This is a genomic window from Heliomicrobium gestii, assembly GCF_009877435.1.
GTDB lineage: Bacteria > Bacillota > Desulfitobacteriia > Heliobacteriales > Heliobacteriaceae > Heliomicrobium > Heliomicrobium gestii.
The window spans coordinates 46,324-70,581 of sequence record NZ_WXEX01000001.1; the positions used below are offsets into that span (position 1 = coordinate 46,324).

At 57.4% G+C, this 24,258-nt stretch carries 22 protein-coding genes; 16 read left to right on the forward strand and 6 right to left on the reverse strand.

Annotation, left to right across the window (positions count from 1 at the left end; translation table 11 throughout):
• The first annotated feature begins 99 nt into the window (after positions 1-99).
• The 3 genes from GTO89_RS00220 to GTO89_RS00230 all read left to right on the forward strand — a co-directional run bounded on the left by GTO89_RS00220 (position 100) and on the right by GTO89_RS00230 (position 3,115).
• Positions 100-876: a carbon-nitrogen family hydrolase gene (locus GTO89_RS00220; protein WP_161260051.1), complete on the forward strand. Its 777-nt coding sequence runs from the start codon at positions 100-102 to the stop codon at positions 874-876.
• Between the two features lie 80 nt (positions 877-956).
• The gene (locus tag GTO89_RS00225) at positions 957-1,934 is read left to right on the forward strand and encodes a phosphodiester glycosidase family protein (RefSeq protein WP_235920148.1); all 978 of its coding nucleotides are present in this window, start codon (positions 957-959) and stop codon (positions 1,932-1,934) included.
• Positions 1,935-1,936: 2 nt separating this feature from the next.
• Positions 1,937-3,115: a hypothetical protein gene (locus tag GTO89_RS00230; protein ID WP_161260052.1), complete on the forward strand. Its 1,179-nt coding sequence runs from the start codon at positions 1,937-1,939 to the stop codon at positions 3,113-3,115.
• A gap of 34 nt (positions 3,116-3,149) precedes the next feature.
• On the opposite strand, the gene GTO89_RS00235 is transcribed toward GTO89_RS00230, so the two are convergent.
• Entirely contained in the window at positions 3,150-3,962 is an 813-nt protein-coding gene (locus tag GTO89_RS00235; protein WP_161260053.1) for a type III pantothenate kinase, read from the reverse strand.
• Between the two features lie 232 nt (positions 3,963-4,194).
• Between GTO89_RS00235 and GTO89_RS00240 the strand changes: the two genes are divergently transcribed.
• From GTO89_RS00240 to GTO89_RS00275, 8 genes are all read left to right on the forward strand, one after another.
• A complete protein-coding gene (locus GTO89_RS00240) occupies positions 4,195-4,986 on the forward strand; it encodes an MBL fold metallo-hydrolase (protein ID WP_161260054.1) in 792 nt (263 codons plus the stop codon).
• A 211-nt stretch (positions 4,987-5,197) separates the two neighbouring features.
• Positions 5,198-6,106 carry a copper amine oxidase N-terminal domain-containing protein gene (locus GTO89_RS00245; RefSeq protein WP_161260055.1) on the forward strand — a complete coding sequence of 303 codons (909 nt, stop codon included), beginning with the start codon at positions 5,198-5,200 and terminating at the stop codon, positions 6,104-6,106.
• A 254-nt stretch (positions 6,107-6,360) separates the two neighbouring features.
• Positions 6,361-7,110, forward strand: a complete 750-nt coding sequence (locus GTO89_RS00250; RefSeq protein ID WP_161260056.1) for an HlyD family secretion protein — start codon at positions 6,361-6,363, stop codon at positions 7,108-7,110.
• A 71-nt stretch (positions 7,111-7,181) separates the two neighbouring features.
• Entirely contained in the window at positions 7,182-8,303 is a 1,122-nt protein-coding gene (locus GTO89_RS00255; RefSeq protein ID WP_161260057.1) for an ABC transporter permease, read from the forward strand.
• A 321-nt stretch (positions 8,304-8,624) separates the two neighbouring features.
• Positions 8,625-8,831, forward strand: a complete 207-nt coding sequence (locus GTO89_RS00260) for a 4Fe-4S binding protein (RefSeq protein WP_161260058.1) — start codon at positions 8,625-8,627, stop codon at positions 8,829-8,831.
• Between the two features lie 17 nt (positions 8,832-8,848).
• Positions 8,849-9,952, forward strand: coding sequence for a 3-methyl-2-oxobutanoate dehydrogenase subunit VorB (locus GTO89_RS00265; protein ID WP_161260059.1), 1,104 nt, complete (start codon positions 8,849-8,851; stop codon positions 9,950-9,952).
• Between the two features lie 3 nt (positions 9,953-9,955).
• On the forward strand, positions 9,956-10,705 hold the full coding sequence (locus tag GTO89_RS00270) for a thiamine pyrophosphate-dependent enzyme (RefSeq protein WP_161260060.1): 750 nt from the start codon (positions 9,956-9,958) through the stop codon (positions 10,703-10,705).
• Between the two features lies 1 nt (position 10,706).
• Positions 10,707-11,267, forward strand: a complete 561-nt coding sequence (locus GTO89_RS00275; RefSeq protein WP_161260061.1) for a 2-oxoacid:acceptor oxidoreductase family protein — start codon at positions 10,707-10,709, stop codon at positions 11,265-11,267.
• Positions 11,268-11,396: 129 nt separating this feature from the next.
• On the opposite strand, the gene GTO89_RS00280 is transcribed toward GTO89_RS00275, so the two are convergent.
• Both GTO89_RS00280 and GTO89_RS00285 read right to left on the reverse strand, forming a co-directional pair.
• Entirely contained in the window at positions 11,397-11,558 is a 162-nt protein-coding gene (locus GTO89_RS00280; protein ID WP_161260062.1) for a hypothetical protein, read from the reverse strand.
• Between the two features lie 70 nt (positions 11,559-11,628).
• Complete coding sequence (locus tag GTO89_RS00285) at positions 11,629-13,008, reverse strand: MFS transporter (protein ID WP_161260063.1); 1,380 nt, start codon at positions 13,006-13,008, stop codon at positions 11,629-11,631.
• Positions 13,009-13,268: 260 nt separating this feature from the next.
• Here GTO89_RS00285 and GTO89_RS00290 point away from each other — a divergent pair, with 260 nt between their 5' ends.
• Genes GTO89_RS00290 through GTO89_RS00305 form a run of 4 tightly spaced genes read left to right on the forward strand, consistent with a single transcriptional unit; the run spans position 13,269 to position 18,724 of the window.
• On the forward strand, positions 13,269-13,823 hold the full coding sequence (locus tag GTO89_RS00290) for a LutC/YkgG family protein (RefSeq protein WP_161260064.1): 555 nt from the start codon (positions 13,269-13,271) through the stop codon (positions 13,821-13,823).
• Between the two features lie 5 nt (positions 13,824-13,828).
• Complete coding sequence (gene ldhH / locus GTO89_RS00295) at positions 13,829-15,991, forward strand: L-lactate dehydrogenase (quinone) large subunit LdhH (protein ID WP_161260065.1); 2,163 nt, start codon at positions 13,829-13,831, stop codon at positions 15,989-15,991.
• Between the two features lie 33 nt (positions 15,992-16,024).
• Positions 16,025-17,413, forward strand: coding sequence for an FAD-binding oxidoreductase (locus tag GTO89_RS00300; RefSeq protein WP_161260066.1), 1,389 nt, complete (start codon positions 16,025-16,027; stop codon positions 17,411-17,413).
• A 3-nt stretch (positions 17,414-17,416) separates the two neighbouring features.
• Complete coding sequence (locus tag GTO89_RS00305; RefSeq protein WP_161260067.1) at positions 17,417-18,724, forward strand: (Fe-S)-binding protein; 1,308 nt, start codon at positions 17,417-17,419, stop codon at positions 18,722-18,724.
• 191 nt (positions 18,725-18,915) lie between these two features.
• Here GTO89_RS00305 and GTO89_RS00310 read toward each other — a convergent pair whose 3' ends face one another.
• The 3 genes from GTO89_RS00310 to GTO89_RS00320 all read right to left on the reverse strand — a co-directional run bounded on the left by GTO89_RS00310 (position 18,916) and on the right by GTO89_RS00320 (position 22,891).
• A complete protein-coding gene (locus tag GTO89_RS00310; RefSeq protein WP_161260068.1) occupies positions 18,916-19,497 on the reverse strand; it encodes a TlpA family protein disulfide reductase in 582 nt (193 codons plus the stop codon).
• Between the two features lie 226 nt (positions 19,498-19,723).
• Positions 19,724-21,496 (reverse strand): L-lactate permease, encoded by a 1,773-nt coding sequence (locus GTO89_RS00315; RefSeq protein ID WP_170294301.1) that lies wholly within the window; start codon positions 21,494-21,496, stop codon positions 19,724-19,726.
• Between the two features lie 483 nt (positions 21,497-21,979).
• Complete coding sequence (locus GTO89_RS00320) at positions 21,980-22,891, reverse strand: NAD(P)/FAD-dependent oxidoreductase (protein ID WP_161260069.1); 912 nt, start codon at positions 22,889-22,891, stop codon at positions 21,980-21,982.
• 720 nt (positions 22,892-23,611) lie between these two features.
• On the opposite strand from GTO89_RS00320, the gene GTO89_RS00325 reads away from it, so the two are divergent.
• Positions 23,612-24,241, forward strand: coding sequence for a succinate dehydrogenase (locus GTO89_RS00325; protein ID WP_161260070.1), 630 nt, complete (start codon positions 23,612-23,614; stop codon positions 24,239-24,241).
• The last annotated feature ends 17 nt before the right edge of the window (positions 24,242-24,258 follow it).

Consider the following 24,258-nt stretch of genomic DNA (forward strand, 5'->3'; position numbering starts at 1 on the left):
CCGTGGCGCTCCCTCAACAAGCGTTGCCAGGATCAAGGTTATTTTGGAAAAAACTGTTGATAATTCTGTGGATAATGTGAATAGTTGGGAGGAAGCGGCTTGAAAGTCGGACTTTTACAGTTTACCGTGCGCGGCGGCGATCGGAAGGCGAATGAGGAGACGGTGGCGCGGTATATGGCAGAGGCCCGTGAACACCGTCCCGAAGTGTTGGTGCTGCCGGAGATGTGGACGACGGGCTACGATTTGATCAATCTGGCGGCGTTGGCCGATGACGGAGCGCCCTATGGCGATCTGCTCGTCCGCTGGGCCAGCGAGACAGGGGCCACAATCGTCGGGGGCTCATCCCCCGTGGGTGTCGCCGGGCGTTTCGCCAACACCCTCTATGCCTACACCCCAGAGGGAGAACGCATTCTTTCCTATGAAAAAGCGCATCTCTTTGGCCTCATGGGGGAGGATCGCTACCTCGCTGCCGGTTCCGCTGCCGGCAACTTTTCTATCGGCGAGGTTCCCTGCGGCGCTGTGATCTGTTATGACCTGCGGTTTCCCGAATGGATTCGCAAGACCGTTCTCGCCGGTTGCGAGATCCTCTTCATTCCCGCCCAGTGGCCCCTTTCCCGGCTAGATCACTGGCGGATCCTGTTGCAAGCCCGAGCCATTGAAAACCAGTGCTATGTTGTCGCCTGCAACCGAACCGGAGCCGACGAAAAAGGCGTCGCTTTTGCCGGTCATTCCATGGTCATCGACCCCTGGGGGACGCCTGTCGTTGAGGCTGGCGAAGAGGAAGGATGGCTCTGGGCGGAGATCGAGCGAGAAAAGGTAGGCCGAGTTCGCCGAAAAATGACTGTTTTTGCTGATCGGCGAGTGGATCTGTACTAATTTTGCCATTGCTCGTCTCTACGACGAAACGTATAATCTAAGATGTGGAAATGTCTGTTTGATTTGCGGGGGGGACCTGGTTGAAATCGTTTATCAAAAAAGCAGCCCTCTTCATCGTCATCAATGTCGTGGTGGGCGTGATCCTGGGACCGTTGCTCCTGTTCTACGGTCCCGTTCCTTCGTTGCGGCAGATGGTGGTCGGCTCGATCATGACGTCGCGTCATGGCTTTGTGGCCGAGTGGTTTTTATCGGAAGAGCGCATCAAGGAGATCTTGGGCCAATCAGAGGTCGAGGATATCCGCTCGACTCTGTTCAACGGCGTCACAGTGGCCCATGCCAAAGGCTCTGATCGCATCGAGGTGGAGGATATCCAGGGTCACCGTTTTACGGGCAAGGTGATGATCGTCCACGACCCGGCGCGGGTCAAGGTGGCTGTGTCGTCGAAACTGGGCGAAGCCGGCGAAACCGTTCCTGAGATGGCCCAGCGCGAAGGCGCTGTGGCGGCCGTCAACGGCGGCGGCTTTGTCGATCCCAACGGGCAAGGCAACGGCGCCTATCCTGACGGTGTTACCGTCAGCCGGGGCCAGTTCATCTCTGTCATCGACGAAGACCAGAAAGAAAACATCATCGGCATCACCAAGAAAGGCCAGATGATCGTGGGCCGCTATTCGGCGCGGGAACTGCGCGGCATGGATGTGGGCGAGGTGGTCACCTTTGGTCCGCCCTTGATCGTCAATGGCAAGCCGACGATCACCTCCGGTGACGGCGGCTGGGGCGTAGCGCCCCGTACCGGCATCGGCCAGCGGGCAGACGGCGCCATCATCATGGTCGTCATCGACGGTCGCCAGATCGGTTCCATCGGCGCGACGCTGCGGGAGTTGCAGGATTTGTTGCTCAAATACGGCGCGGTGACGGCGGGCAACCTTGATGGCGGCGCGTCGACGACGATGGTTTATAATGGCAAGGTGATCAACCAGCCGTCGAGCGTCTTCGGGATCCGCTACATTCCGACAAGCTTCGTCGTCTTGCCTGCGAAGCAGTCCAAGGGAGGAATCTGACGATGAATAAAGCCATCAAAGCCATCGGCTCGATGGTTCTCGCAGCGGTCCTCCTGCAAGGCAGCGTCTTTTGGGGACTTGAGAAGTGGGCCGCCCAGGCCGTCAATCCCGACGATCACCGGTTGCCGATTGCGAAAAGCCAGTGGCGTCAACTCAAAGTGAATACGCCCCTCGACAAGGCGCGGCAGTTTTCCCTGTCCTATAAAGGGGAGTATTTGGTCTGGAATGACGGCGATGGCTTCACCGTCTGGGATATTGATCAGGAGCGACCCTTTTACAGCGAGAAGATGCCGCCGGGCCAGCGGGTGGCGCTGGTGCAGTGGATGAATGACCGCAACCGCCTGTTGCTGATTACGGAACAGTCGGCGGCGCCGGTCAACCTGCCGGCGGCTTCCTCGGCAAAAGGAAAAACGGCCAACCAGGTGTTGGCCGATTCGATGAACCATGTTGACAAGCGCCCCTTGCCGAGCAATCCTTCCTCCAAGCAGTTGGAGTTCTCCTTCCTCAACGCTGACGGCGGGCAACGGATCTTTTCCACGCGCATCCGCGGCTTGACTGCCGCTGACGAGGTCAAGGAAGCCGTCGTGTCGACCCAATCGAACCTCCTCTACCTGACCCTCGGCGACTCTCGCCAGACGACAGCCCTCTACCGGGTGGACATCCAGCATGAGGCCAATAAGATCGCCTTGCGTGGAGGCACCAATGTGGAGCGCCTTACGGTCAGTCCGGCCCAGGGGCAGGTCTACGCTGAGTTTTGGAGCGGCGACAGTTCCAGCAAACCCTTGGTCCAGGGGATCAAGGGGGTTCAGTTGACCAGCCCGGCGGCTGGACAGGCGCTGAACTACATGCTCATCGGCACAGACGCCAAAAACAACCTCTACCTGGGGCAGGGTACGGGCCATCAGGTGCAGGAACTGTGGGTGTGGAACGGCAAGAAACTGGAGAAGAGCATCCGCCTGCCGGAGACGGCGCATCGCGACCGGATGGCCGTCGGGCCGGAGGGCCAGTTGGTCGTCATGGACGAGCCGAAATCCATGTTGAAGGTCTACCCCAAGGGCAGCGAGAGCCCGTCGGTCTTTTCCTTTGACGCGGGCGCTCGCCTGATCAACAGCGATGAACATTTTGTAGGGCTCCTTCGCGCCGGCGCTTCCGGCGGCGACTTATGGCTGCTTTCGTTTTGAACGGGCCGGGTGAAGCCCCTCGATACCGCGCCGTTTAGCGGGGCGGACTCAGCCGCCGCGATAAGACGGCGGGGCGATTCCGCTCATAGAGCAGTCGCAAGCCCTCCAGCGTCAGTGAGGGATGAATATGATCCACGGCGGCGCAGCCACGGCCGATCAACTCGCCGAAACCGCCGGTGGCGACAACCTTGATGGGGGAATCCGATGATTCCCCCATTTCCTGTTTAAACCGCCGCACCAGCCCGTCCACCATGCCCACATAGCCGTAGTAGATGCCCGACTGCATGCCGGCGACGGTGTTTTTGCCGATGGCCTGTTCCGGCTCGGTGATTTCCACACGGGGAAGTTTGGCGGCATGAGCGACGAGCGCCTCTACTGATATGCCGATACCCGGGCAGATCACCCCGCCGAGGAAGTCTCCTTTTTCGTTGACGGCGCAGACGGTCGTCGCCGTCCCCAGATCGACGATGATCACGGGACCGCCGTAAAGGTGATAGGCGGCGACGGCGTTGACGATCCGATCGGGACCGAGGCCGCGAGGGTCGTCGATCTTGATGTTGAGCCCCGTCTTGATGCCCGGTTGGACAAGCAGCGGTTGCAGGCTCCAGTAGTCGCGGAACATCTTGACGAGGACCGGGTTGACAGGGGGGACGACGGAGGAGATGGCTACCCGGTCGATGTCTCCCGGCGCGATCGCTTTGGCTTCCATCGCCTCGAGCATGAGGATGCGGTATTCATCGACCGTCTTGCGCCGGTCGGTGGCCAAGCGCCAGAAGGCCTTTTGTTCATCGCCCTCAAAGACGGCGCAGACGATATTGGTGTTGCCGATGTCCAGAACGAGCAGCAAGCGAATTCCTCCCAGTGTCGCTGGTCGCGTATTGATTTGGCGAAACCCTCGCGTATGTGTGACGTCTTCAATTTCGCTATGGTCATAGTCTAGCGGGAACTTGTCGCCAAGGCAATGTTCTTCCGCTGAAGTGACCCTGTGGCAACTGGCCGAGCAGGAGAGGACAGTAGTTTTCACGAAAATGGAAAGACTACCAATGTCGCGATTGTGACGTCGTTGAAAGGAGTCTGCCATGTTTCGTATCACCTTCTTTGGGACGGGGAACGGCTTAAGTTATCCCAATCGGGAAAACACCTTTTTCCTGGCGCAACATCTCCCCGGCGGAACCGCCTATCTGGTCGACTGCGGTGGCGCTCCCTGGCCCAAACTGGTTAAGGCTGGTGTGGGTCCGGAGGAATTGGGCGCGATCGTGATCACCCACGCCCATCCGGATCACTCCTACGGGTTGCCGGCGTTGATCCAGAGCCTCTGGTTGGCTGGCCGCAAAAAGCCCTTGCCTATCTATTGCCCGGCGGGAGCGCGGAAAATCGTGCAGGGGCTGCTCGATCTCTTCGAATTGCCGACAAAACCGAAGATGTTTCCCATCGAGTTTCGGGAGCAGTCCTTGGAGCCAAAAGAGACTGAGGCGATCCGTGAGGGCTCGCTGACTGTCTCCACCTTTCCGGCCATCCATGGCATCCCGACGATGGGACTTTCCTTCCTGTATGAATCGAAGGATGAACCGGAGAAGAGCCCCATCAAAGTCGTCTATTCGGCTGACACCGTGTACAATCCCCTTTTGGAAACTGTTGCCATGGACGCTGCCTGTCTCATCCATGAGTGCAACGGCGCTGAAGAGGCTGCGGGCAAGCATTCGTCCCTTCACGATGTGGTGCGATTGATGGAGAAGACAAAACCGAAACAGGTGGTATTGGTTCATCTGACCGAGGGGGAGGCTTATGAACGTTTAATGGCTCAGTACGGCTTAAAACAGCCCCGTTTTATGCTTGCTGACGATGGCATGAGCATTCGTGTGACCGGGTGATCGGCGCAACCAAATAGGATAGAGGTGAACGCTGGCTTTGGAGGGCCGGCGTTTTTTGTTTTCGGCGAGGCATATATTAGGGATATGAATTTACGGGCCTGCAATGAAGCAAAAGAGAAAAAATTTGGCATAAAATGGAATAAGTAGCCTTCGGCTGGCGTATAATACATTGAGTTTACCAGAGATTGATCGACCCGGTGGGGGAAATACATTGAGAATCATCATCCGAAAAACCTGTTTTGTGGCAGTGGTCCTTTCGCTCATGTTTTCGCTTTCTTCCGAGTGGAGCGAGGCCCAGTTGGCGGCCCCTTCCGGCCGAAACGGTGCGGAACCGCAGCCGGTTATTGTATTGAACGGGCTGCCCATGGAGTTTGTCCCGCGACCTCGCATCGAGCGCGGCTATGTCTTGGCGCCCCTGCGCCCGCTGGCCGAGGCCTTGGGGGCGGATGTCACCTATGATAATAAAAAACGCAAAGTCGTCATCCGGCGGGACAACCTTTGCCTGGAGGTTCAAGCGCCGCCGCTGAATCAAAAGTGGTGGCCTTGGGAACGAGGGAACCGTGTTTCAGGCAAGATTGAAGACAGCCGCATGCTGGTGCCCGTTTACTGGCTCGGTCGCCATCTGGGGGACGGATGGACCTGGGACAAGCAAACAGAGACAGGCTACTTGAGGGGCGGCTCCCCCTGGCGTGACGAGGATTATTTGGCTTTTACTCGCTGGGCCGAGATCCTCTGGATGCGGGTGGCAGCGAAAGATAACGCAAAATTATTGAAGGAACGCGGTCTGGAACCGCCGCCGGCGATGCGCCGCGAGGAGGAACTGCAGCATTTTCTTGGCGCCTATTGGTCCCGCGATAACGTGCAGTCACTCTGGCAAAGCCGCTATGGAGGCAAGGAAGCAGCGGCTGTGAGCAAGATGGGGAATGATGGGATCATCGACGCAACAGCCGTCCATAGTTGGCGCGTTGCCAGCCGGACGCCGGAGGAAATACTGGTGGAGGGCTATCTGCCCGGACAAGGGAAATATCGTTTCACAGGCCAGAAGGTCACCTATGTCCTGCGGCCCGATAACCGAGGGGCTCTAAAAATTCAGGAACGGCGGGTTGGCGCGTCCAGTTGAGTCGGGAAGATCAATAGAAACGGCCAAAAGGATAACAGCCATGACGGTCTCCATGTCGTCATGGCTGTTTGTTTTTTGATTGGTTGAAAGATGGAAGGACAAACTAACAGGGGCCTAGCGGGAGAAGAAGGATGGACAGCTTTACGGCGATACAATGGGACGGCAAAGGCTGTTAGGAAAAGCGGATTAGGGCAAAAGCAGAAGCAGCAGCAGGCGGGCAGCAGAGGACCTGTGCTGCAAAGGGGGGGACAAAAATGCAGTCCAAGAAAGTGATTCTATCTTTGGCGTTAACATCGCTTTTGGGGACGGCCGCTTTTCTGCCTGATCTGACTGACCGGCAGTTATCATGGTTGCGCCGCGCCGATCCGAAAGAGACCTGTTATTCCGGTTTCGTAGAAGCCTATGCTTTTACGGTTGCGTCGGAAGTGGCCGGGCGACTCCAAGCGCTGCCGGTGCGAGAGGGCGCTTCGGTGGCGGAAGGGACAGTGATCGCCCAACTGGATGGAACCTATGCGGAACTGCGCCTGCGGCAGGCGGAGGCCGTCGTCGCAACGGCGCGGGCGGAAAGTAGGGGAGGAGAGGTCGCTCAGGCGGAGCGTTCTTTGGACATGGCTCGCTGGGAATGGGAGCGTCATACCATACGAACTTGGCGGGGAGGAACGGTGCAGCGCATCCATGTCCAACAGGGTCAGACCGTTGCGCCGGGGGCGCCGATCGCCACCCTTATGGATAGGAAGGAGTTAAAGGTGCGCGTCTATGTGCCGGCGGATGCATTGCCTTGTTTTTCTCCAGAGGGAAAGGTGCATGTGAGCGTGGGAAAGGAGGTCTACGCCGGGAGGGTGGAACAGATCAGCGATCAGGAGGAGTTTAGCCCATTGCTCAACGGTGGGGCAGGTGACCGTCGTGACCTTGTCTTTGCCGTAAATATCGCGATCCAGGAAGGCTGGGAGCGACTGCGTCCGGGTATGCCTGTTCAGGTGACTCCCGTCGGCAGAGACGATTAAACGGGTATATTGCGCAGTCCCACCTGTCTGGTTTTCTGAAGAAAGGACGGTTCATTCCTGCATTGAGAGGCATGCGCTGGACCCCTTTTTGGTCAGTCTTTCACAAGGAGTTTCTCCATCTCTGGCGAGATCGCCCCAGCCTGGCCATGGCGGCGGGCATCCCGCTGATGATGCTGCTCATCTTTGGCTATGGCGTCAATCCCGATGTGCGTCGCCTGCCCATGAGTGTCTGGGATCAGTGTCGCAGCGCCGAAAGCAGGGAAATGATGCAGGCCTTTGTCAACACGACCTACTTCGAGATCAAGGAAACTGTCGAAGGCTACGGGGAAGTGAACCGATCGCTTGCAGACGGGCGAAGCCGGGTGGCGCTGATCATCCCGCCAGACTTCGCCGCCAACATGCAAACAGGCCGGTTGGCGACATTGCAGGTCTTAATCGATGGAACCGATCCACAGTCGACTCGCCAGGCGCTGACGATGGCTCAATCGCTCGTGCAAGCTCGCGGCGCCCGGCTCTTGCAAGCAAAAGAATCAACAATTTTACCCTCTTTTCCCTTGGATGCGAGGATCAGAATATGGTATAATCAGGAACTGAAAACCCACTTTTTTACGATCCCTGCCCTCATCGGTTTGATTATGCAGAATGTGACGATGACGTTGACTGCCTTTGCCCTCGTCCGGGAAAAAGAACGAGGCACTTTGGAACAACTGATCGTCACGCCGGTTCGCCCCGCCGAACTGATCCTGGGTAAGCTATGCCCCTACATCATCGTCGGGATGCTCTCCTTTACGCTTGTTCTGATCGCCGGGAGCGCATGGTTCTCCGTTCCCATACGGGGGAGCCTTTGCTTGCTCTTTGGACTGGCATTCTTATTCATCTTGACCTCTCTCAGCATCGGGATGCTCATGTCGACCTTCAGCGAAAATCAATTGCAGGCGATGCAGATGGCCTTTGCCTTTATCCTGCCCAGCATCCTCCTCTCCGGCTTTGTCTTCCCCCGTGAAACGATGCCCGCTTCTATCCGCCTATTGGGAAATTTCATTCCCTTGACTGATTTTCTGGTGATCCTGCGCGGCGTGTTCTTGAAAGAAAGCGGGATGGGGGAGTTGTACCGGGAGGTTCTTTCCCTGGCGGCCTTTACGGTATTTTTGTTCGTGGTGGCATTGATGCGGTTTCGGAAGCGGCTCGATTAAGGGCCGGACGTAGCGAACCGCTCGCTAAGAGCTCTGCGGCGGCGCCTGCCGCCTGTTCCGCTCGGGCGCCAAACCTCTGGGCTGTTCTGCATGTTAACCATGGCGCCCTTACCGCTTCACAGGCGGTAGGCGCTTTTCGCCGCTCCGCTCAAATCGCTCACGGTTCGCTACGCCCGGCCTGGGACAGGGGAGTTGGGGATACAGGGATGGTTCGATTTTTTGGCGAGATCAACGCTAAAATGAATCAGTGGGACTTTCAAATACGAAATATTCGAAATATTTAAATAAAAAGCTTGCAATATCAGTGGGGAGGTGTTGTAGTTGCCGAGTGTCCTGTTCCGGGAAGAACGCTGTAAGGGGTGCCGTCTTTGTACGGCGGCATGTCCGGTGGGGATCGTTGTCATGGATGAAGGCCGGTTGAATGCCCAGGGTTTTCAGCCGGCCGTGGTGACAGAGATGGACAAGTGCCGGGGATGCGCTTTTTGCGCCCGTGTCTGCCCTGATCTGGTGATTGACGTAGAGCGATAGAAAGAAAGGTGAACGTCGTGGCTGAAAAGAAGCTGATGAAGGGGAACGAGGCGCTGGCGGAAGCGGCCATCCGGGCCGGTTGCCGTTTTTTCTTCGGCTATCCCATCACTCCGCAAAATGAACTGCTCGAATACATGGCTCGCCACCTGCCGGAGGTGGGTGGGACCTTTCTTCAGTCGGAGAGCGAAATCGGCGCCATCAACATGGTCTTTGGCGCTTCTTGCGCCGGCGTTCGCGTAATGACCTCCTCATCGGGACCTGGCATCAGTCTGAAACAAGAGGGGATCTCTTACCTGGCCGGTTCGGAATTGCCGGCGGTGATCGTCAATATCATGCGCACCGGCCCGGGTTTGGGCGGGATCGCGCCCACGCAGAGCGATTATTTTCAGGCCACCAAGGGCGGCGGCCATGGCGATTATCGACTGCTGGTCCTGGCGCCAGCCTCTGTCCAGGAGATGGCCGATCTGACGGCGCTCGCCTTTGAAAAAGCCGACGAGTACCGCAATCCCGTCCTGATCCTGGGCGACGGCGTGCTTGGACAGATGATGGAACCGGTCATCCTCCCGGAACAAGCCGCTCAAGAGAGGCTGGAAAAGCCCTGGGCCACCACGGGGAAGGGGAACAACGAGAAAGCGAAACTGATCACTTCCTTATATATAAAGCCGGAAGAGGCAGAGTGCTTTAACAGCCGCCTGCGCGCCAAATACAGCGCCATGGAGGAGCGGGAGACTCGTTTCGAGCGCTACAGGGCCGATGACGCGGAGGTCATCGCCATCGCCTACGGCACAGCGGCCCGCCTGTGTATGGCCGCTGTGGACATGGTACGTGAAAGGGGCATTCGCGCCGGCCTGATCCGGCCGATCACGCTGTTTCCTTTCCCGGTAGAGCCCTTGCGGGCGGCCGCCCAGGCCGGATCATCCTTTCTCACGGTGGAACTGAGCACCGGTCAGATGGTGGAGGATGTGCGCCTGGCGATCGAGGGAAGGCAGCCGGTGGAGTTTTACGGGCGCACCGGCGGAATGGTTCCCGAACCGCGGGTCATCGCCGACCGCTTGGAGGAACTGGCCCGGAAAAAAGCGAGCGCTCAGATGGCGCGTTCAGATGAGGGAGGGGCGGCGTAAGTGATGGGAACAAAATTATTCAGCCGGCCTGACTGCCTGCGCGATGTGCCCACCCATTACTGCCCGGGATGCCATCACGGCATTATTCACCGGCTGGTGGCGGAAGCCATCGACGAGTTGGAACTGGCGTCGCGCACGATCGGGGTCGCCCCTGTCGGCTGTTCTGTCTTCATTTATGATTATATCGACACCGACTTTATCCAGGCCTCCCACGGTCGCGCGCCAGCTGTTGCCACCGGTGTCAAGCGGGCGCTGCCCGACCGGATCGTCTTCACCTATCAGGGCGATGGCGACCTGGCTGCCATCGGCACGTCGGAGATCATTCACACAGCGGCGCGCGGCGAGAATGTGACGGTGATCTTTGTCAACAACGCCATCTATGGCATGACCGGCGGCCAATCCGCCCCAACCACCCTTCCCGGCCAGTCCACCACAACGACTCCGAATGGCCGCGACATCGTCGCCGACGGCGCCCCTATCCAGGTCTGTGAGATGCTCAACACACTGCAGCGTCCCGCCTTGATCAGTCGCGTCTCTGTCCATACGCCGGCCCAACTGGCGCGGGCCAAAAAAGCGATCCGCCGCGCCTTCCGGTGCCAGCAAGAGGGAAGGGGATTCTCCTTCGTGGAGGTGTTGTCGGCCTGTCCCACCAACTGGGCGATGACGCCCCTGGCCGCCAACCAGTGGCTGGAACAGCAGATGCTGCCCTACTACCCGATCAAGGATTTTCGGAAACCCGAGGGGGTGCAATGAGATGGAGCAGCGATTGATTTTTGCCGGTTTCGGCGGGCAGGGCGTCATGTTAACGGGCCAACTGGTGGCGTACGCCGGGATGCTGGAAGGAAAACATGTGGCATGGATCCCATCGTACGGCCCCGAGATGCGCGGTGGGACGGCCAATTGCAATGTCACCGTCTCCGACCGGCCCATCGCGTCGCCCATCGTCTATGAGCCGACCGGCGCCATTGTCCTAAACCAGCCTTCGCTGGACAAATTTGGTCCATTGGTGATCCCGGGCGGCGTGCTGTTGATCAACGCCTCCCTCATTGGCGAATCCAGTCGGCGTGTCGATATTCGGCAGTTGCGTCTGGCCGCGAATGATCTCGCTAACGGTCTAGGTAATCTCAAGGTGGCCAACATGGTCCTGCTGGGCGCGCTGCTCCGACTGACGAGTGTGGTCCATGTAGAGTCGATCATGGCGGCCTTGCAAAAAATCCTGCCGCCCCACCGCCACAACCTGTTGCCGGTCAACCGGGCAGCTTTGGAGACGGGGATGGCGCAGGCGACGCCGGCCGTTGCGCTACAGGGAAGATAAGGAAAGACAAACACCGCTTCCTCGTCATACAGGAAAAAGCGGTGTTTGTCGTATGCAATCGAAAACAGTGTGAACGTTTTTTCGGCAGCCGTGACGATAAAGCCATTCAAAGGGGATTCAAAGGGGATGCTACCGCGGCAGATCTTTCACTGGCGAATCCTCTGGCACATTGACCTTGGTGTTTGGCGTCAACTGCACCGTCTTCATGTTTGCCTTTGGTTCCACATTGCTGTGTTGTTCCACTTGGTTTGTCTTTGTCGCGTGAGGGTCGCCCAGTATCCCTTGATCCATTTTCTTTGCCTCCCATTGTCTCCAAATCATGCGTCCATTTCGCCGATAGCTTTTGCCGCTCCTGACGGCTTCATTCCTTTTCCTCATCAGGTCGATAAGCCGGCGATGGCCCCCCATTGCCGAAGGGGGTTTTCTTCCCCTGAACTGGCCCGTTGACGTCCGTCTTCCCAACCTCGCCTACCGTCGCCAGCGTCCCCACCTCCCCCAACGTCCGCGGTTCTGGCAACCGGTACGCCAAGAACAGGGCTGCCGTTTCTATCGCCGCCACAACCCAGAAGATCCACTCCATCGGAACGAGCCGGAGGAAGGCGCCGGCGGTGATGGGAAGAAGGGCGACGGGAGCCGAGAATAGGTTCGACAGGCTCACATAGACAGGTCGCTTCTCCACCGCCGTCGTTTCCATGAGGTAATTGACGAAGCCCAGCCATCCCCCCAAGCAGGCGCCCAGGCTCATAAAGCCGAGGCCCGTTCCGGCGAAGGCAGCGTATCCCCCGAGCCCCTGCGATAAGACGATGAGCAGAGGGACGGCGATGTTTAGGGAGGTTACAGTCATGATCGTCCGCCGGTTGCCGAAGCGATCGCTCAGATACCCCAACAGCAAACCACCGCTCACCTGTCCGAGCACCTGCAAGGACAACAGGACGCCAGGCGCCCAGGGGGGCAGGATCGCCGCCTGACGGACAAAGAGGATATAGAAGGGAAAGCCCAGCACATTGAAACTGGTCAGCACCTGGACGAGCAGCATCTGCGAGAAGAGGCGATGCTCCTGCAGGTACTGGGGGATGCGGCTGACCACATGGAAGACCGACAACTCCCGCGCCTTCCCCTTGGTCTTTGGCGGATCGACAGCCAGACGGATCATCGTCGTCGATAGGAATAAAAAAGCGCCGCCGATGATGATGAGCAGAGCGAAGTTATCAGGGAAGGCCAGGCGCGGCGAGGCGAAGACGCGCTGGACTGCCAGGGTGCCGGCCAAAGCGCCCAACCCGCCGAGGGCTTGCATGGTGCCGAAGAGCTTTCCCCGGTGGGATTCATCGATGGTCCGGCCGAAGATATCCATCAAAGGGACTTGAGCGATCCCCTCACCGAAGGAAAACAGGGTGTAGGCGCTCAAGAACAGCACGGCTACCATCGCCGGCGCCCAGTCAAACCAGATCGCCAGGGCAGGGAGGAGCAGGGAGAGGCGTGTGATCAGGTGGAGCCGGAAGATGAAGCGGTGCAGCCGGGTAGCCCCGGTTACCCATCCGGCCATCAGGATTTGGGGCAGGAAAAAACCGACCGTTCGGACAGTGGAGGCAAAGCCCACCAGGATGGGCGATTGGGTAAGTTGGTTGAGGAAAAGCGGAACGACGATGGTGCCATCGATGAAGGCGAGAGCGGTAAAGTAGAGGGCGCCGTTGGCCGTCAGAAAATAAAAGTTTCGTTTGTCCACCGGATCGCGCCACTGCATGAAATCGCACCTCCTGCTTGCCATGATTCGTTATTCCCCGAAACCATTGGCACCCTCGTTTCCCTACAAAGGCAGAAAAAAGGATGACCCATTTTAGATTTCCCGGAAGGCAGAAGGAGGATTCCGGGATCAAACGTCGAATACCTTTTCAGATTGGTGGTCAGACCATCTGAACATCTGTTTGTACTTTTTTTAACATGTCGCGATTCGCAGCCCGGTCTGACCGTCCAATCGATATGAAATAAAGGAGTTGGAAGAACGTGTCCTCGGAAAAACTTTTTTCCGTTTTTAAGGAAAAGGCGGGGGTCATGTCCGCCCAGGTTCACCGGGTGGGCACGTGGGCTCAAGCTGGCGACCTGATCGCTGATCAGGTCAAAGAGCTGAAGGCGCAACGGGTTCATCTGTTTTCCACCCCACAACTGGAGAAGACAAACTGCCGGGCCACGCTGGCCAAGACCGGGGTCACCATTTCCGATAAACTCGATCGACACGAACTGGATATCACCGATGTGGGCATTACTTACGTTCCGTATGCGGTTGCGGAGACAGGATCAATCTTTCATCCGGAAACGGATCCCCTGGGCCGCGCCGTGACCATGTTGTCGCCGACCCATATCGCTGTCGTTCCTTTCAACAAAATCCTCCCGACCGTCGCCGACGCGCTGGAAACGGTCGTTAAAGACTTTGGCGCGGTCCCCGGCTACATGTCCTTCATCTCCGGACCGAGCCGAACCGCCGACATTGAGCGGGTGCTCACCATCGGCGTCCACGGCCCCAGCAAACTGATTGTCATTCTTGTCGACGAAGGGGTGTAAGCGGAATGTCCAACGAGCAGCACAACCAGGACTTCAAAGCGTCGATTCAAAAAGCCCTGAACGACCAGGTCATGCGGGGCGCCCTCAGCCGCTTCGCCGACGCCTACCCGACGGCTCGCAAAAATGCCTATGAGGGTGTCGACATTGAGGCGCTGCGCAGTGAGATCGCCTGTGCCAAAGGGAAAAACGGCGAAAATCTGGACCAACTGATCCAACTGTTCACCGAAAACGCCACCAAGCGCGGCGCCAAGGTCTACTTTGCCAAGACGGCGGAAGACGCCAACCGCTACATCGCCAACCTGGCCATTGAGAAAAAAGTCAAAAAGATTGTCAAATCCAAGTCCATGGCATCCGAAGAGATCCACCTGAACGATCACCTGAAAAAAGCCGGCCTGATCGTCAATGAAACCGACCTTGGCGAATGGATCATCCAACTGGCCGGCCAGAAGCCGAGCCACATGGTCATGCCCGCCATCCATCTCTCGAAAGAGCAGGTCGCCGGCTACTTCAGCAAGGAACTGAAGTCGGACATCCCGCCTGACATCCCCCTCATGGTGCAAAAAGCCCGCGTCGAACTGCGCACCAAGTTCCTGGAAGCCGACATGGGCATCTCCGGCGCCAACTTCGCCGTCGCCGAGACAGGCACCATCGCCACCGTTACCAATGAGGGCAACGCCCGCCTGACGACAACACTGCCGCGCGTGCATGTCGCCCTCGTCGGCATAGAAAAGGTGATCAATGACTTTAAGGAAGCGGCGAACATCATCAAGGCGTTGCCGAAGAGCGCCACGGGCCAACTGATCACCAGCTACGTCACCATGGTTACCGGCGTCACCCCCACCGAGGTCGACGGCCAGGTTCAAGACAAGGAACTGCACATCGTTCTCATGGACAACGGCCGCAGCGACATGCTGAAGGATCCCAAGTTCAAACAGGCGTGGCAGTGCATCCGTTGCGCCTCCTGCCTGAACGTCTGCCCGGCCTACCAGATGGTTGGCGGCCACGTCTATGGACATATCTACGCCGGCGGCATCGGCGCCATCTTGACCTTCTTTTTTAACGATCCCACAGACGCGGAAAAACCGCAAAACCTCTGTCTCGGCTGCGGCCGCTGCACCGAGGTCTGCCCCGGCAAGATCCCCATCCCCGATCTGATCCTGGAGATGCGCCGCCGCATGGCTCAGAAAAAAGGCATCGGCCTGATCCCCAAGGCGATCTTTGATCTCGTCGCCAACCGCAAACTGATGCACAGCCTGCTGCGGGTCGCCTCCATCGGCCAGTTCCCCCTGACCGGCGGCAAGCCCTTCATCCGTCACCTGCCCTTTTTCTTCTCTGAGTTGACGAAGGAGCGCAGCCTGCCGGCGGTGGCGCCGAAGCCCTTCCGTGACATCGCCAAAGAGCGGGAGAAGAAAAACACGGGCAAGAAAAAGCGGGTCAACTTCTACGCCGGCTGCCTCATCGACTTTGTCTACCCTCACATCGGCACCGCCGTCTATGACGTCCTCGAGCATGCCGGCTGTGAAGTCTACTTCCCCTGGGAGCAGGCATGCTGCGGCGCTCCGGCCAAGTATATGGGCGACACCGATTCCCAGACCCGCCTGGCCAAGCAAAACGTAGCCGCCATGGAAGAGGGCAACCCTGACTACATCGTCTCCGCTTGCCCGACCTGCACCGTCGCCATGATGGAAGACGTCGTCGAGGTGCTCAAAGAGGACCCCGCCTGGCATGAACGGGCCAAGAAGGTGGCCGCCAAAGTCCGCGACTTCTCCGCCCTGGCTGAGGAACTGGGTGTCAAAGCCCCCGGCAAGAAGAAGAGCCTCAAAGGCAAGTTCACCTACCATGACTCCTGCCACTACCGCCGTCACCTGCACCTGTCCGACGTTCCCCGCAAGCTGCTAACCGAAGTGGCTGGCATGGAATTGGTGGAGATGAAGGACTCTGACCAGTGCTGCGGCATGGCCGGTTCCTACCTGGTCAAGTTCCCCGAAATCTCCGCCCCGATCCTGCAGAAGAAACTGGACAACATCGCCGCCACCGGCAGCGAACTCGTCTGTGTAGACTGCCCCGGCTGCGTCATGCAGATCGCCGGTGGTTTGGATAAACGCCACAGTTCCGTAAAAATCCGGCACACCGCCGAGATCTTGGCGGAAGCGCTCCGCAAAGGTTAAGGTTCAAGCTTTAAGAAAGAGGAGGATTCATCAATGTCTGTTCAACAAGCTATCCGCGAAGTGGAAGCGTTGCTCGGCAAAGAGCGCGTGCTCACCACTGTTGAAGATCTGGCCTGCTACTCCTTTGACGGAACGGCCGACGCGCCGTCCCAGCGCCCCGACGCTGTCATCATGCCCAAGTCGACGGAAGAAGTCCAAGCGATCATGAAGATCGCCAGCAAGTACAAAACCCCCGTCTATCCCCGCGGCGCCGGCACCAACCTTTCTGGCGGCACCATCCCCCTCAAGGGCGGCCTTGTGGTAACCTTCCAAATGATGAACAAAATCCTGGAGGTCGACTCGGAGAACCTGACGGCGACCGTTCAACCGGGCGTGATCATCGCTTCGTTGAACACGGCGGTAGCGCCCTATGGACTGATCTACCCGCCCGATCCCGGCACCGTGTCGACGGCGACCATGGCCGGCTCCACGGCAGAGTGCTCCGGCGGCCTGCGGGGCCTGAAATACGGCGTCACCAAGCACTATATCATGGGCATGGAAGTGGTTCTCGCCAATGGGGAGAAGTTCCGCGCCGGCGGCAAAACCGTCAAAAACGTGACCGCTTATGATCTCGTGAAGTTATTCACCGGATCGGAAGGCACCCTGGGCATCATCACCGAACTGATCGTCAAACTGATCCCAGCGCCGGAAGCGAAAAAATCCATGCTGGCCATCTTCAGCGACCTTGACGACGCCGGCAAGACCATCGCCGGCATCATCGCCGCAAAAGTCATCCCGGCCACCCTGGAGATCATGGACAAAACCACCATCGAAACGGTGGAAGCCTTCGCCAAAGCCGGCCTGCCCACTGACGCGGAAGCCGTGTTGCTGATCGAAGTCGACGGCATTCCCGAAGTGGTCGAAAAAGAAGCCCAGGCTGTCGTGGAAGTTTGCAAGCGTTTCAACGGCAAGGTTCAGGTAGCCCGTGACGACGCCGAACGGGAGAAGCTCTGGGCCGCCCGCCGCGCCGCTCTGCCGGCTCTGGCCCGCAAATCCCCCACAACCGTTCTGGAAGACGCCACCGTGCCCCGTTCCCGCATTCCCGAAATGCTGCGGGCGATCCGGGCCATCGCCAAGAAATATGACCTGCTCATCGGCACCTTCGGTCACGCCGGTGATGGCAACCTGCACCCGACGATCCTCTGTGACGAGCACAATCAAGAGCAGATGAAGCGGGTTCACAAGGCTGTCGACGAGATCTTCCGCGTCGCCGTCGACATGGGCGGCACCCTCTCCGGCGAGCACGGCATCGGCATGGCCAAGATGAAGTACCTTGAGTGGGAACTGGGCGCCACCGGTGTCGATGTGCTGCGCCGCATCAAAGAAGCCCTTGACCCCGATTACCTGTTGAACCCCGGAAAAATGGTTGCGGGGAGGTCCTAAGCGATGGCCGATCTGAAAACGTTGGAACAAGCGAGAGAACTGATCAATCAGTGCATGAAGTGCGGCAACTGCCAGGCCGTCTGCCCCCTCTACGCCGAGACGATGCATGAGGGCGCCGTGGCCCGCGGCAAAATCCGGCTGGCCGTCGACGTGCTGGAAGGCAAGCTGCAACCCAGCCACGCCGTCCTGGACAAGTTCGCCCTCTGCCTGACCTGTAAAGCCTGTGAAGCCAACTGCCCTTGCGGTGTCCACTGTGTCGACATCATCCTGCAGGCCCGGGCGCAATTGGCCGAAAAAGTCGGCCTGCCTTTCATCAAGCAGACCATCTTCCGCGGCCTCAAGCTGCGCCGCCTGTTCAATCTCGGTTTGAAGGTGGGCGCCAACTTCCAGGCCGTCGCTCTGAAATCGCGCAGAGAGGGAAAAGGCCGCACCATGCGTTTTCCCGTCATGGGCATGGACATGCGCCGTGTCATCCCCGATCTGGCCACCACGCATTCCCGGGACATGTTTGATGAGTACAACCCCGCCCACAGCGGCAAAGGGAAGGTGCGCGCCGCCTTCTTCACCGGCTGTGTCAACAACCTGATCTACAACGACACCTGCAAGGCGATTGTGGAAGTCCTCCGCGCCAACGACGTGGATGTGATCGTCCCGAAAGAACAGCACTGCTGCGGCGCTCCCGTCTTCATCAACGGCGATCGCAACATCGGCCGCGACATGGCCCGCCACAACCTGGAGGTCTTCACCGCCGCCGACGAGAAGTACAACCTTGATTATGTCTTCATGGCCTGCGGCACCTGTGTCTGTTCCTTCGCCGAGCACTACACGCACCTGCTCCATGATGAGCCCAAGTACCTCGCCATGGCGGAAAAGCTGGCGAAGAAGACGACCGATGTCAATCCGCTGGTGATCAAAGTGGGCGGCCTGCAAAAGCCCCTCGGCAAGGTGGAGCATGTGGTCACCTACCACGACTCCTGTCACCTGGCGCGAAGCATGAAGGTCACCGCCGAGCCCCGGGAGATCATGAAGGCCATCCCCGGCATCCGCTTCGTCGAGATGAAAGATGCGGCCCGTTGCTGCGGCGGCGCTGGCTCCTTCAGTTTGACCCACTATGACCTGTCCAAACAGATCACGACCAAGAAGGCCGAGAACATCCGCAGCACCGGCGCCACCCTGGCCACCACCGGCTGCCCTGGCTGCCGCATGACCATCGAAGACGGTCTGGCCCAGTCCAATGTCAAGATCGACACGGTGCACCCAGTAGCGCTGCTTTATGAATCCTATAAAAATAGCGGCGTGATCAAGGGGTAAAAAATCTCAAGGGCTATAGAGACGGTAGCGAGACCGTTTACGAGCCCCGAATTTGATAGACGACGGACAAAAAAGAGAGGTCTGTCCCGGTGATAGGGGCAGGCCTCTCTTCGCTTTGACACTTGTTTTCCATTCATCCGACCTCTGCGGAAGGCGGGTTGTTTTACGGAAAGACGAGGTATTGGGTTTCCCTATTTCAGCAACGGCTCAACGCGCTTGACAAAATCGTTTTTGCTGCGGGCCGCGCCGATCAGCACATCGGCGATGTTCCCGTCCTTGTCGATGAAGAAGGTGGCCGGTATCGGTTGTATGCCATAGGCCGCCGCAGCCGCATGGGAGGGATTTTTGTCGAGTAGGATGGGGAACTTGATGTCCAGCTTCTGCACGAGTTTCTGGACATCGGCTTCCTTGTCGTTAAAGGTGAGGTTAACGCCTAAAACAGCAACCCTGCCCTCATATTCTTTGGCGAACTCATTCAGATCAGGCATCTCCGAACGGCAGGGCGGGCACCAAGAGGCCCAGAAGTTGATCACCACCGGTGTGCCTTTATAGTTGGACAATGATTCTTCTTTGCCGTAGAGCGATGTGAGTGTAAAGTCAGGCGCTTTTTTGCCCTTGACGGCGGCCACAGGGTCATTGGAAGCAGCCGATGGGGCTGATGGTGAGTCGCCTGCGCTGCTGTTGTTTCCGCCTTCTGTGGAGACACATCCACCTGCCGCCAGTGAAAGGAGCAGCACCGGGGCGAGGAACCATTTGGTCATCATGTTTTTCATCGGCACAGATCCCCCTACATGATTTATTTTAACGGGTTTGATGCCTGCCAGTATACCCCGTGGGGTATTAATCACATCTATACTACCTTGTTTTTGCCTGGGTGACAAGAGGGATGCAAGGGTTAAAAAGGGGATAGATGTAAAAAAAACCCCGCGCCTCAGGGCGCGGGGGCAGTATACGGTGCCTTGTCACGGGTCTGTTTCGGATGGATTCAAGTTTGATATCTTAGCGCTTGGAATAAGCGCCTTTGTCTTCCGTGCGGCCCATCACCGAGAAGCCGAGGATGGCCACGATGACAGCAGTGATGCCGAGGAGCATGAAACCGTCAGACTGCAACTGAGCCGCGTTGGCGGCTGCAGCGACAGCGGCAGCGCCTTTCTGATAGACGGGGATCATCCAACTCAGGACGGTGGCTTGCAGATAGGTCATAAAGCAAATGACCACCAGGAAGAACAGGGAGTGTTTCACGGTGAAGCGGAACAAATCCGATTCCTTGCCGACCAAGCCAGTAGCGGCGGTGGCGACGGCGATGGACTGGGGCGAGATCATCTTGGCGGTGACGCCGCCGGAGGAGTTGGCAGCAACGGTCAGGACGGGATCGACGCCGATCTTGTCGGCGGTGACGCCTTGCAGTTTGGCAAAGACGGCGTTGGCCGAGGTGTCAGAACCGGTGATAAAGACGCCGAGCCTGCCCAGGATGGGCGAGAAGAGGGGGAAGAGCGCGCCCGTGGCGGCCAGGGCCATGCCCATGGTGTAGGTCATGCCGGAGGAGTTGGCGATGGAGGAATAACCGAGAACCGCGGCGATGGTGATGATGGGGAACTTCAGGGACTTGATGGTGTCCCAGAAGACACTGAGACCTTGGCTAAGGGGCATCCGCACGATCACCATGGTGATGAGGGCGGCAACCAGGATGGCTGTGCCGGCGGCAGAAAGCCAGTTGAACTTGAAGAGGACCTCAATCGGCTTGCTGGTGGCCGGGTTGATGACAGCGCCATCGATGATAGGGAAGTGGAATTTCAGTGTGACCGTTTCCAAAACCGCGTTGACTGCCTTCATGCCCCAGTCGCCGACCAGGATGGTCAGGATGACAAAGGGGCTCCAGGCCTTCAGCACCTTTTTAAAGGTCAGGTTTGCTGAGGAAGCGCTGTAGGTGGCGGCAGGTTCATTTTCAAAGCGCCAAACGTTTTTGGGCTTCCAGAGCTTGAGGAAGACCACCAGAGAGATGATCGAGCAGAGGGAAGAGATGATGTCGGGGAGCATGGCGCCCAGGTAGTTGGAGGACCAGAACTGGCCGATGGCGAAGGCGCCTCCGGAGATGAGGGCGGCCGGCCAAACTTCCTTAACGCCTTTCCAGCCGGACATGATATAGACCAGCCAGAAGGGGACGAAGATAGAGAGGAAGGGAAGCTGGCGACCGACCATCTGAGAGATGGTGAAATCGTCGATGCCGGAAACCTGGCCGGCGACGATGATGGGGATACCGATGCCGCCGAAGGCGACAGGCGCCGTGTTGGCGATCAGGCAGAGGCTGGCGGCATAGAGGGGGTTGAAGCCGAGGCCGACGAGCATGCCGGCGGTGATAGCGACAGGCGTGCCGAAACCGGCTGCCCCTTCGAGGAAGGCGCCGAAGGAGAAGGCGATCAGCAGCGCCTGGAGGCGGCGGTCATCAGTGATGGAGGCGATGGAATCTTTGATGACTTCAAACTGGCCGCTCTTGACGGTGAGGTTGTAGAGGAAGACGGCCGTAATGACGATCCAGCAGATGGGGAAGAGACCATAGAGGGCGCCTTGCAATGTCGAGGCGATAGCCAATTGAGCGGGCATGCCATATACAAGGATGGCGATGAGAACGGCGAGGGTCGTTGTAGTGACACCGGCGATATAGCCTTTCATCTTCTGAATGGCCAGGGCCCAGAACAGATAGATGATGGGAATAACGGCGATGGCAGCAGACAGGAAGATATTCCCCATGGGATCGAATACTTGAGTCCACATAATTGGGGGCCTCCTTTCAAATTGAGAAAGTGCATGTGACTTCTAGCACAAAGATAAGTGCAGTGAAGCTGGGGAATCGGTAATCAGGAAGACCTGTCGCAAGAACAACGGAGATTGGCGGTAAATCCCCCCTCTACGAGCCTGCCGGTTAGTTCAATATTCCTATCTCCATCGTCATCTCACGATAAGACGAACTAACCAACAAGAGATATGATGGTCTGACCGGCACTTTTATTACTATTCTCTGAATATCTGAAAACTCCTTCTCGCTTGTGAAAACTTTTTCGATTCCCCTGGAAAATTCGTACGATCGTGTGAACTGTACTATCAAAGAACCACATCGGCAGTGGACAGACGATGGGCAGGAAGTGAGAAGCGGGCAAAATTCTGCTGAATCAGAAGATTATTATAATAGGAAGTGATTAAGAATAGATTCACAAATATTCAGATTTGCCCTTTTTATTCGATAAACAGATAATACAGTTATTTCGGTCTTTTGTCCAGATAGCCGACGGCGCTGAGCGCCGCCACAGCGCCTTGGCCTGTGGCTTTCGCCAGTTGATAGGGCTTGCCTGTGCAATCGCCGGCGGCAAAGACGCCGGCGATGTTCGTCTCCATCTGCCCATTGACGGCGACGGCTTTTTTATCGGTTGCCAACCCGGGAACGAGGTTCTCGGCCTTCTGCGTTTCCCGGAGGATAAAAACCCCGTCAACAGCGATTTCCTGTTCGTCGACGATCAGGGAGGAGACCGTCTCTGTTCCCTTGATGGAGAGGGATGTCCCCCGCATGAGCGTCGTGTTGCCGGGGAGGGATGGAACGGTGGCAACCGCTGCGGCCGAAGTGTCATGGACAAAAGCCGTCGAAGCGCGTTGTGGGAGCACATAATAGACCTGTTTTGCCACACCGGCGAGAAACAAGACTTCATCGTGGGCAGCGCCGCCGGTGTAGTCGAGCAATGCCACAGCCTTTTCTCGAAAGAGTGGACCGTCGCAGGTGGCGCAATAGGAGACCCCTTTGCCCAGGTACTCATTTTCGCCGGGCAAGACCCTTTCGATATGAACGCCGGTGGCGATGATCAACGACCGTGCGCTGTACTGACTCTTCCCTGTGATCACGGCGAATTCGCCGTCTCCCGGATATACGGCAGTGACACGTTCTTCTCTCAGTTCGATTCCGCGGCTGCGCACGTGTTGGAGGTAGCGCTCCATCAGTCCTTGACCGGAGATCTCCGGCAGACCCAGGTAATTATCGATCCGCTCTGCCTTGGCTAAGCGGTGGCTGCACTGCTTAGTGCCCAAGATGAGGAACGATTTATTCCGGATGTTTAGATTTAACGCTGCCGACAGTCCGGCGGGTCCGCATCCGATGACGATACAATCGTAACGATCTGACATGTGTAACTCCCCTCTGAATGGATCGGCTTGATTGGCCCTATTCGGTAACAGCAATAGGTCTAGTCTTTCCCGAAGGGTGGATTTTTTTGAGAAAAGTAGATTATGCACGCAAGTAAAAATATTCTTGAAATTATTGCAATGAAGTGTTACATTCACTCCAGACAGGTCTCTGCGGACAACGTCTACCAACATGGCGAACAGGCGCCGCCGCCGTGAACAATGGACGAAAGGGAACCATTGCGACGAGTCAGAATTTTTGTCAGATTCGAGGGATAAATCATGGCAGATCTTCCACAATTGTCTACGCTTTGAACATGGTATGTTGAGCTTGTTACGTAAATATACAAGTATGAAATAAGGCGCAATGTGAATAAAACAGATGAAATCGAGACTTATTTAGCCTATTTGCCCTTGTACGCACAGTTGACTGGTCTTGTCCACGATGCTAAACTACGCGGTGAGAACAGGGTTCGCCTAATTCGCGAAGGAACAGGGTATGGAAGGAGGATGATTGAGAAAAAAAGTGCAAGTCGTAGAAGCGGGGACCTGCTTATTGGCGGGCCTTTTGCCTGTTAGCGGGGCATGGGCCGGTAATGGAGCAGAATAAAACGGCTTCAACGGGTTTTTTTTTAGGTTAAAGTGTGAATTTTGTGAATTGGGCGAAAAAGAAAGAGAGATTTAGTTCTTCTACTACCCTTGGGGGCGGAAAGGAGCAGCGGAATGTCGGACAATAATCATTTTCTGATCCGTAAGTTTCACTCCTTGCTCGGCATTATTCCTATCGGTCTGTTTTTTGCTGAGCACACGGTCATGAACTCCATGGCCATCGTCAGCCCGGACATCTGGCTGGCTTGGACGAGTTTTCTTCATCACCTGCCGTTCAAGATCCTCCTTGAGATGGCAATGATCTTCCTTCCCATCGCTTTCCACGCCATTTACGGCCTCTATATCGTCTATGTGGCCAAGAACAACACCCTCCAGTACAACTACTTCCGGAACTGGATGTTCTACCTGCAGCGCATCACAGCCATCATTACTGTTCTTTTCGTGGTGTGGCACGTCTGGTCCCTGAAAATGATGGACTTCTGGCATGCGACCAACGGCACCTACTTCACCAACTTCGGCCACTACCTGGCTTCCAGCCCCATCGCGTTGGTCGCCTACGTCATCGGTTTCCTGGCTGCGGCCTTCCACTTCGCCAACGGCATTTGGAGCTTCTGTGTCGCCTGGGGCATCACGATTGGTCCGAAAGCGCAAAACGTGACATTCGTGCTCTGCATGGGCATCCTTGGCGTACTGGCTGTCGGCGGTCTGGGAGCGCTCTTCTTCCTGATGAATGCGGCTCACTAACGATATATAGAGGTGGG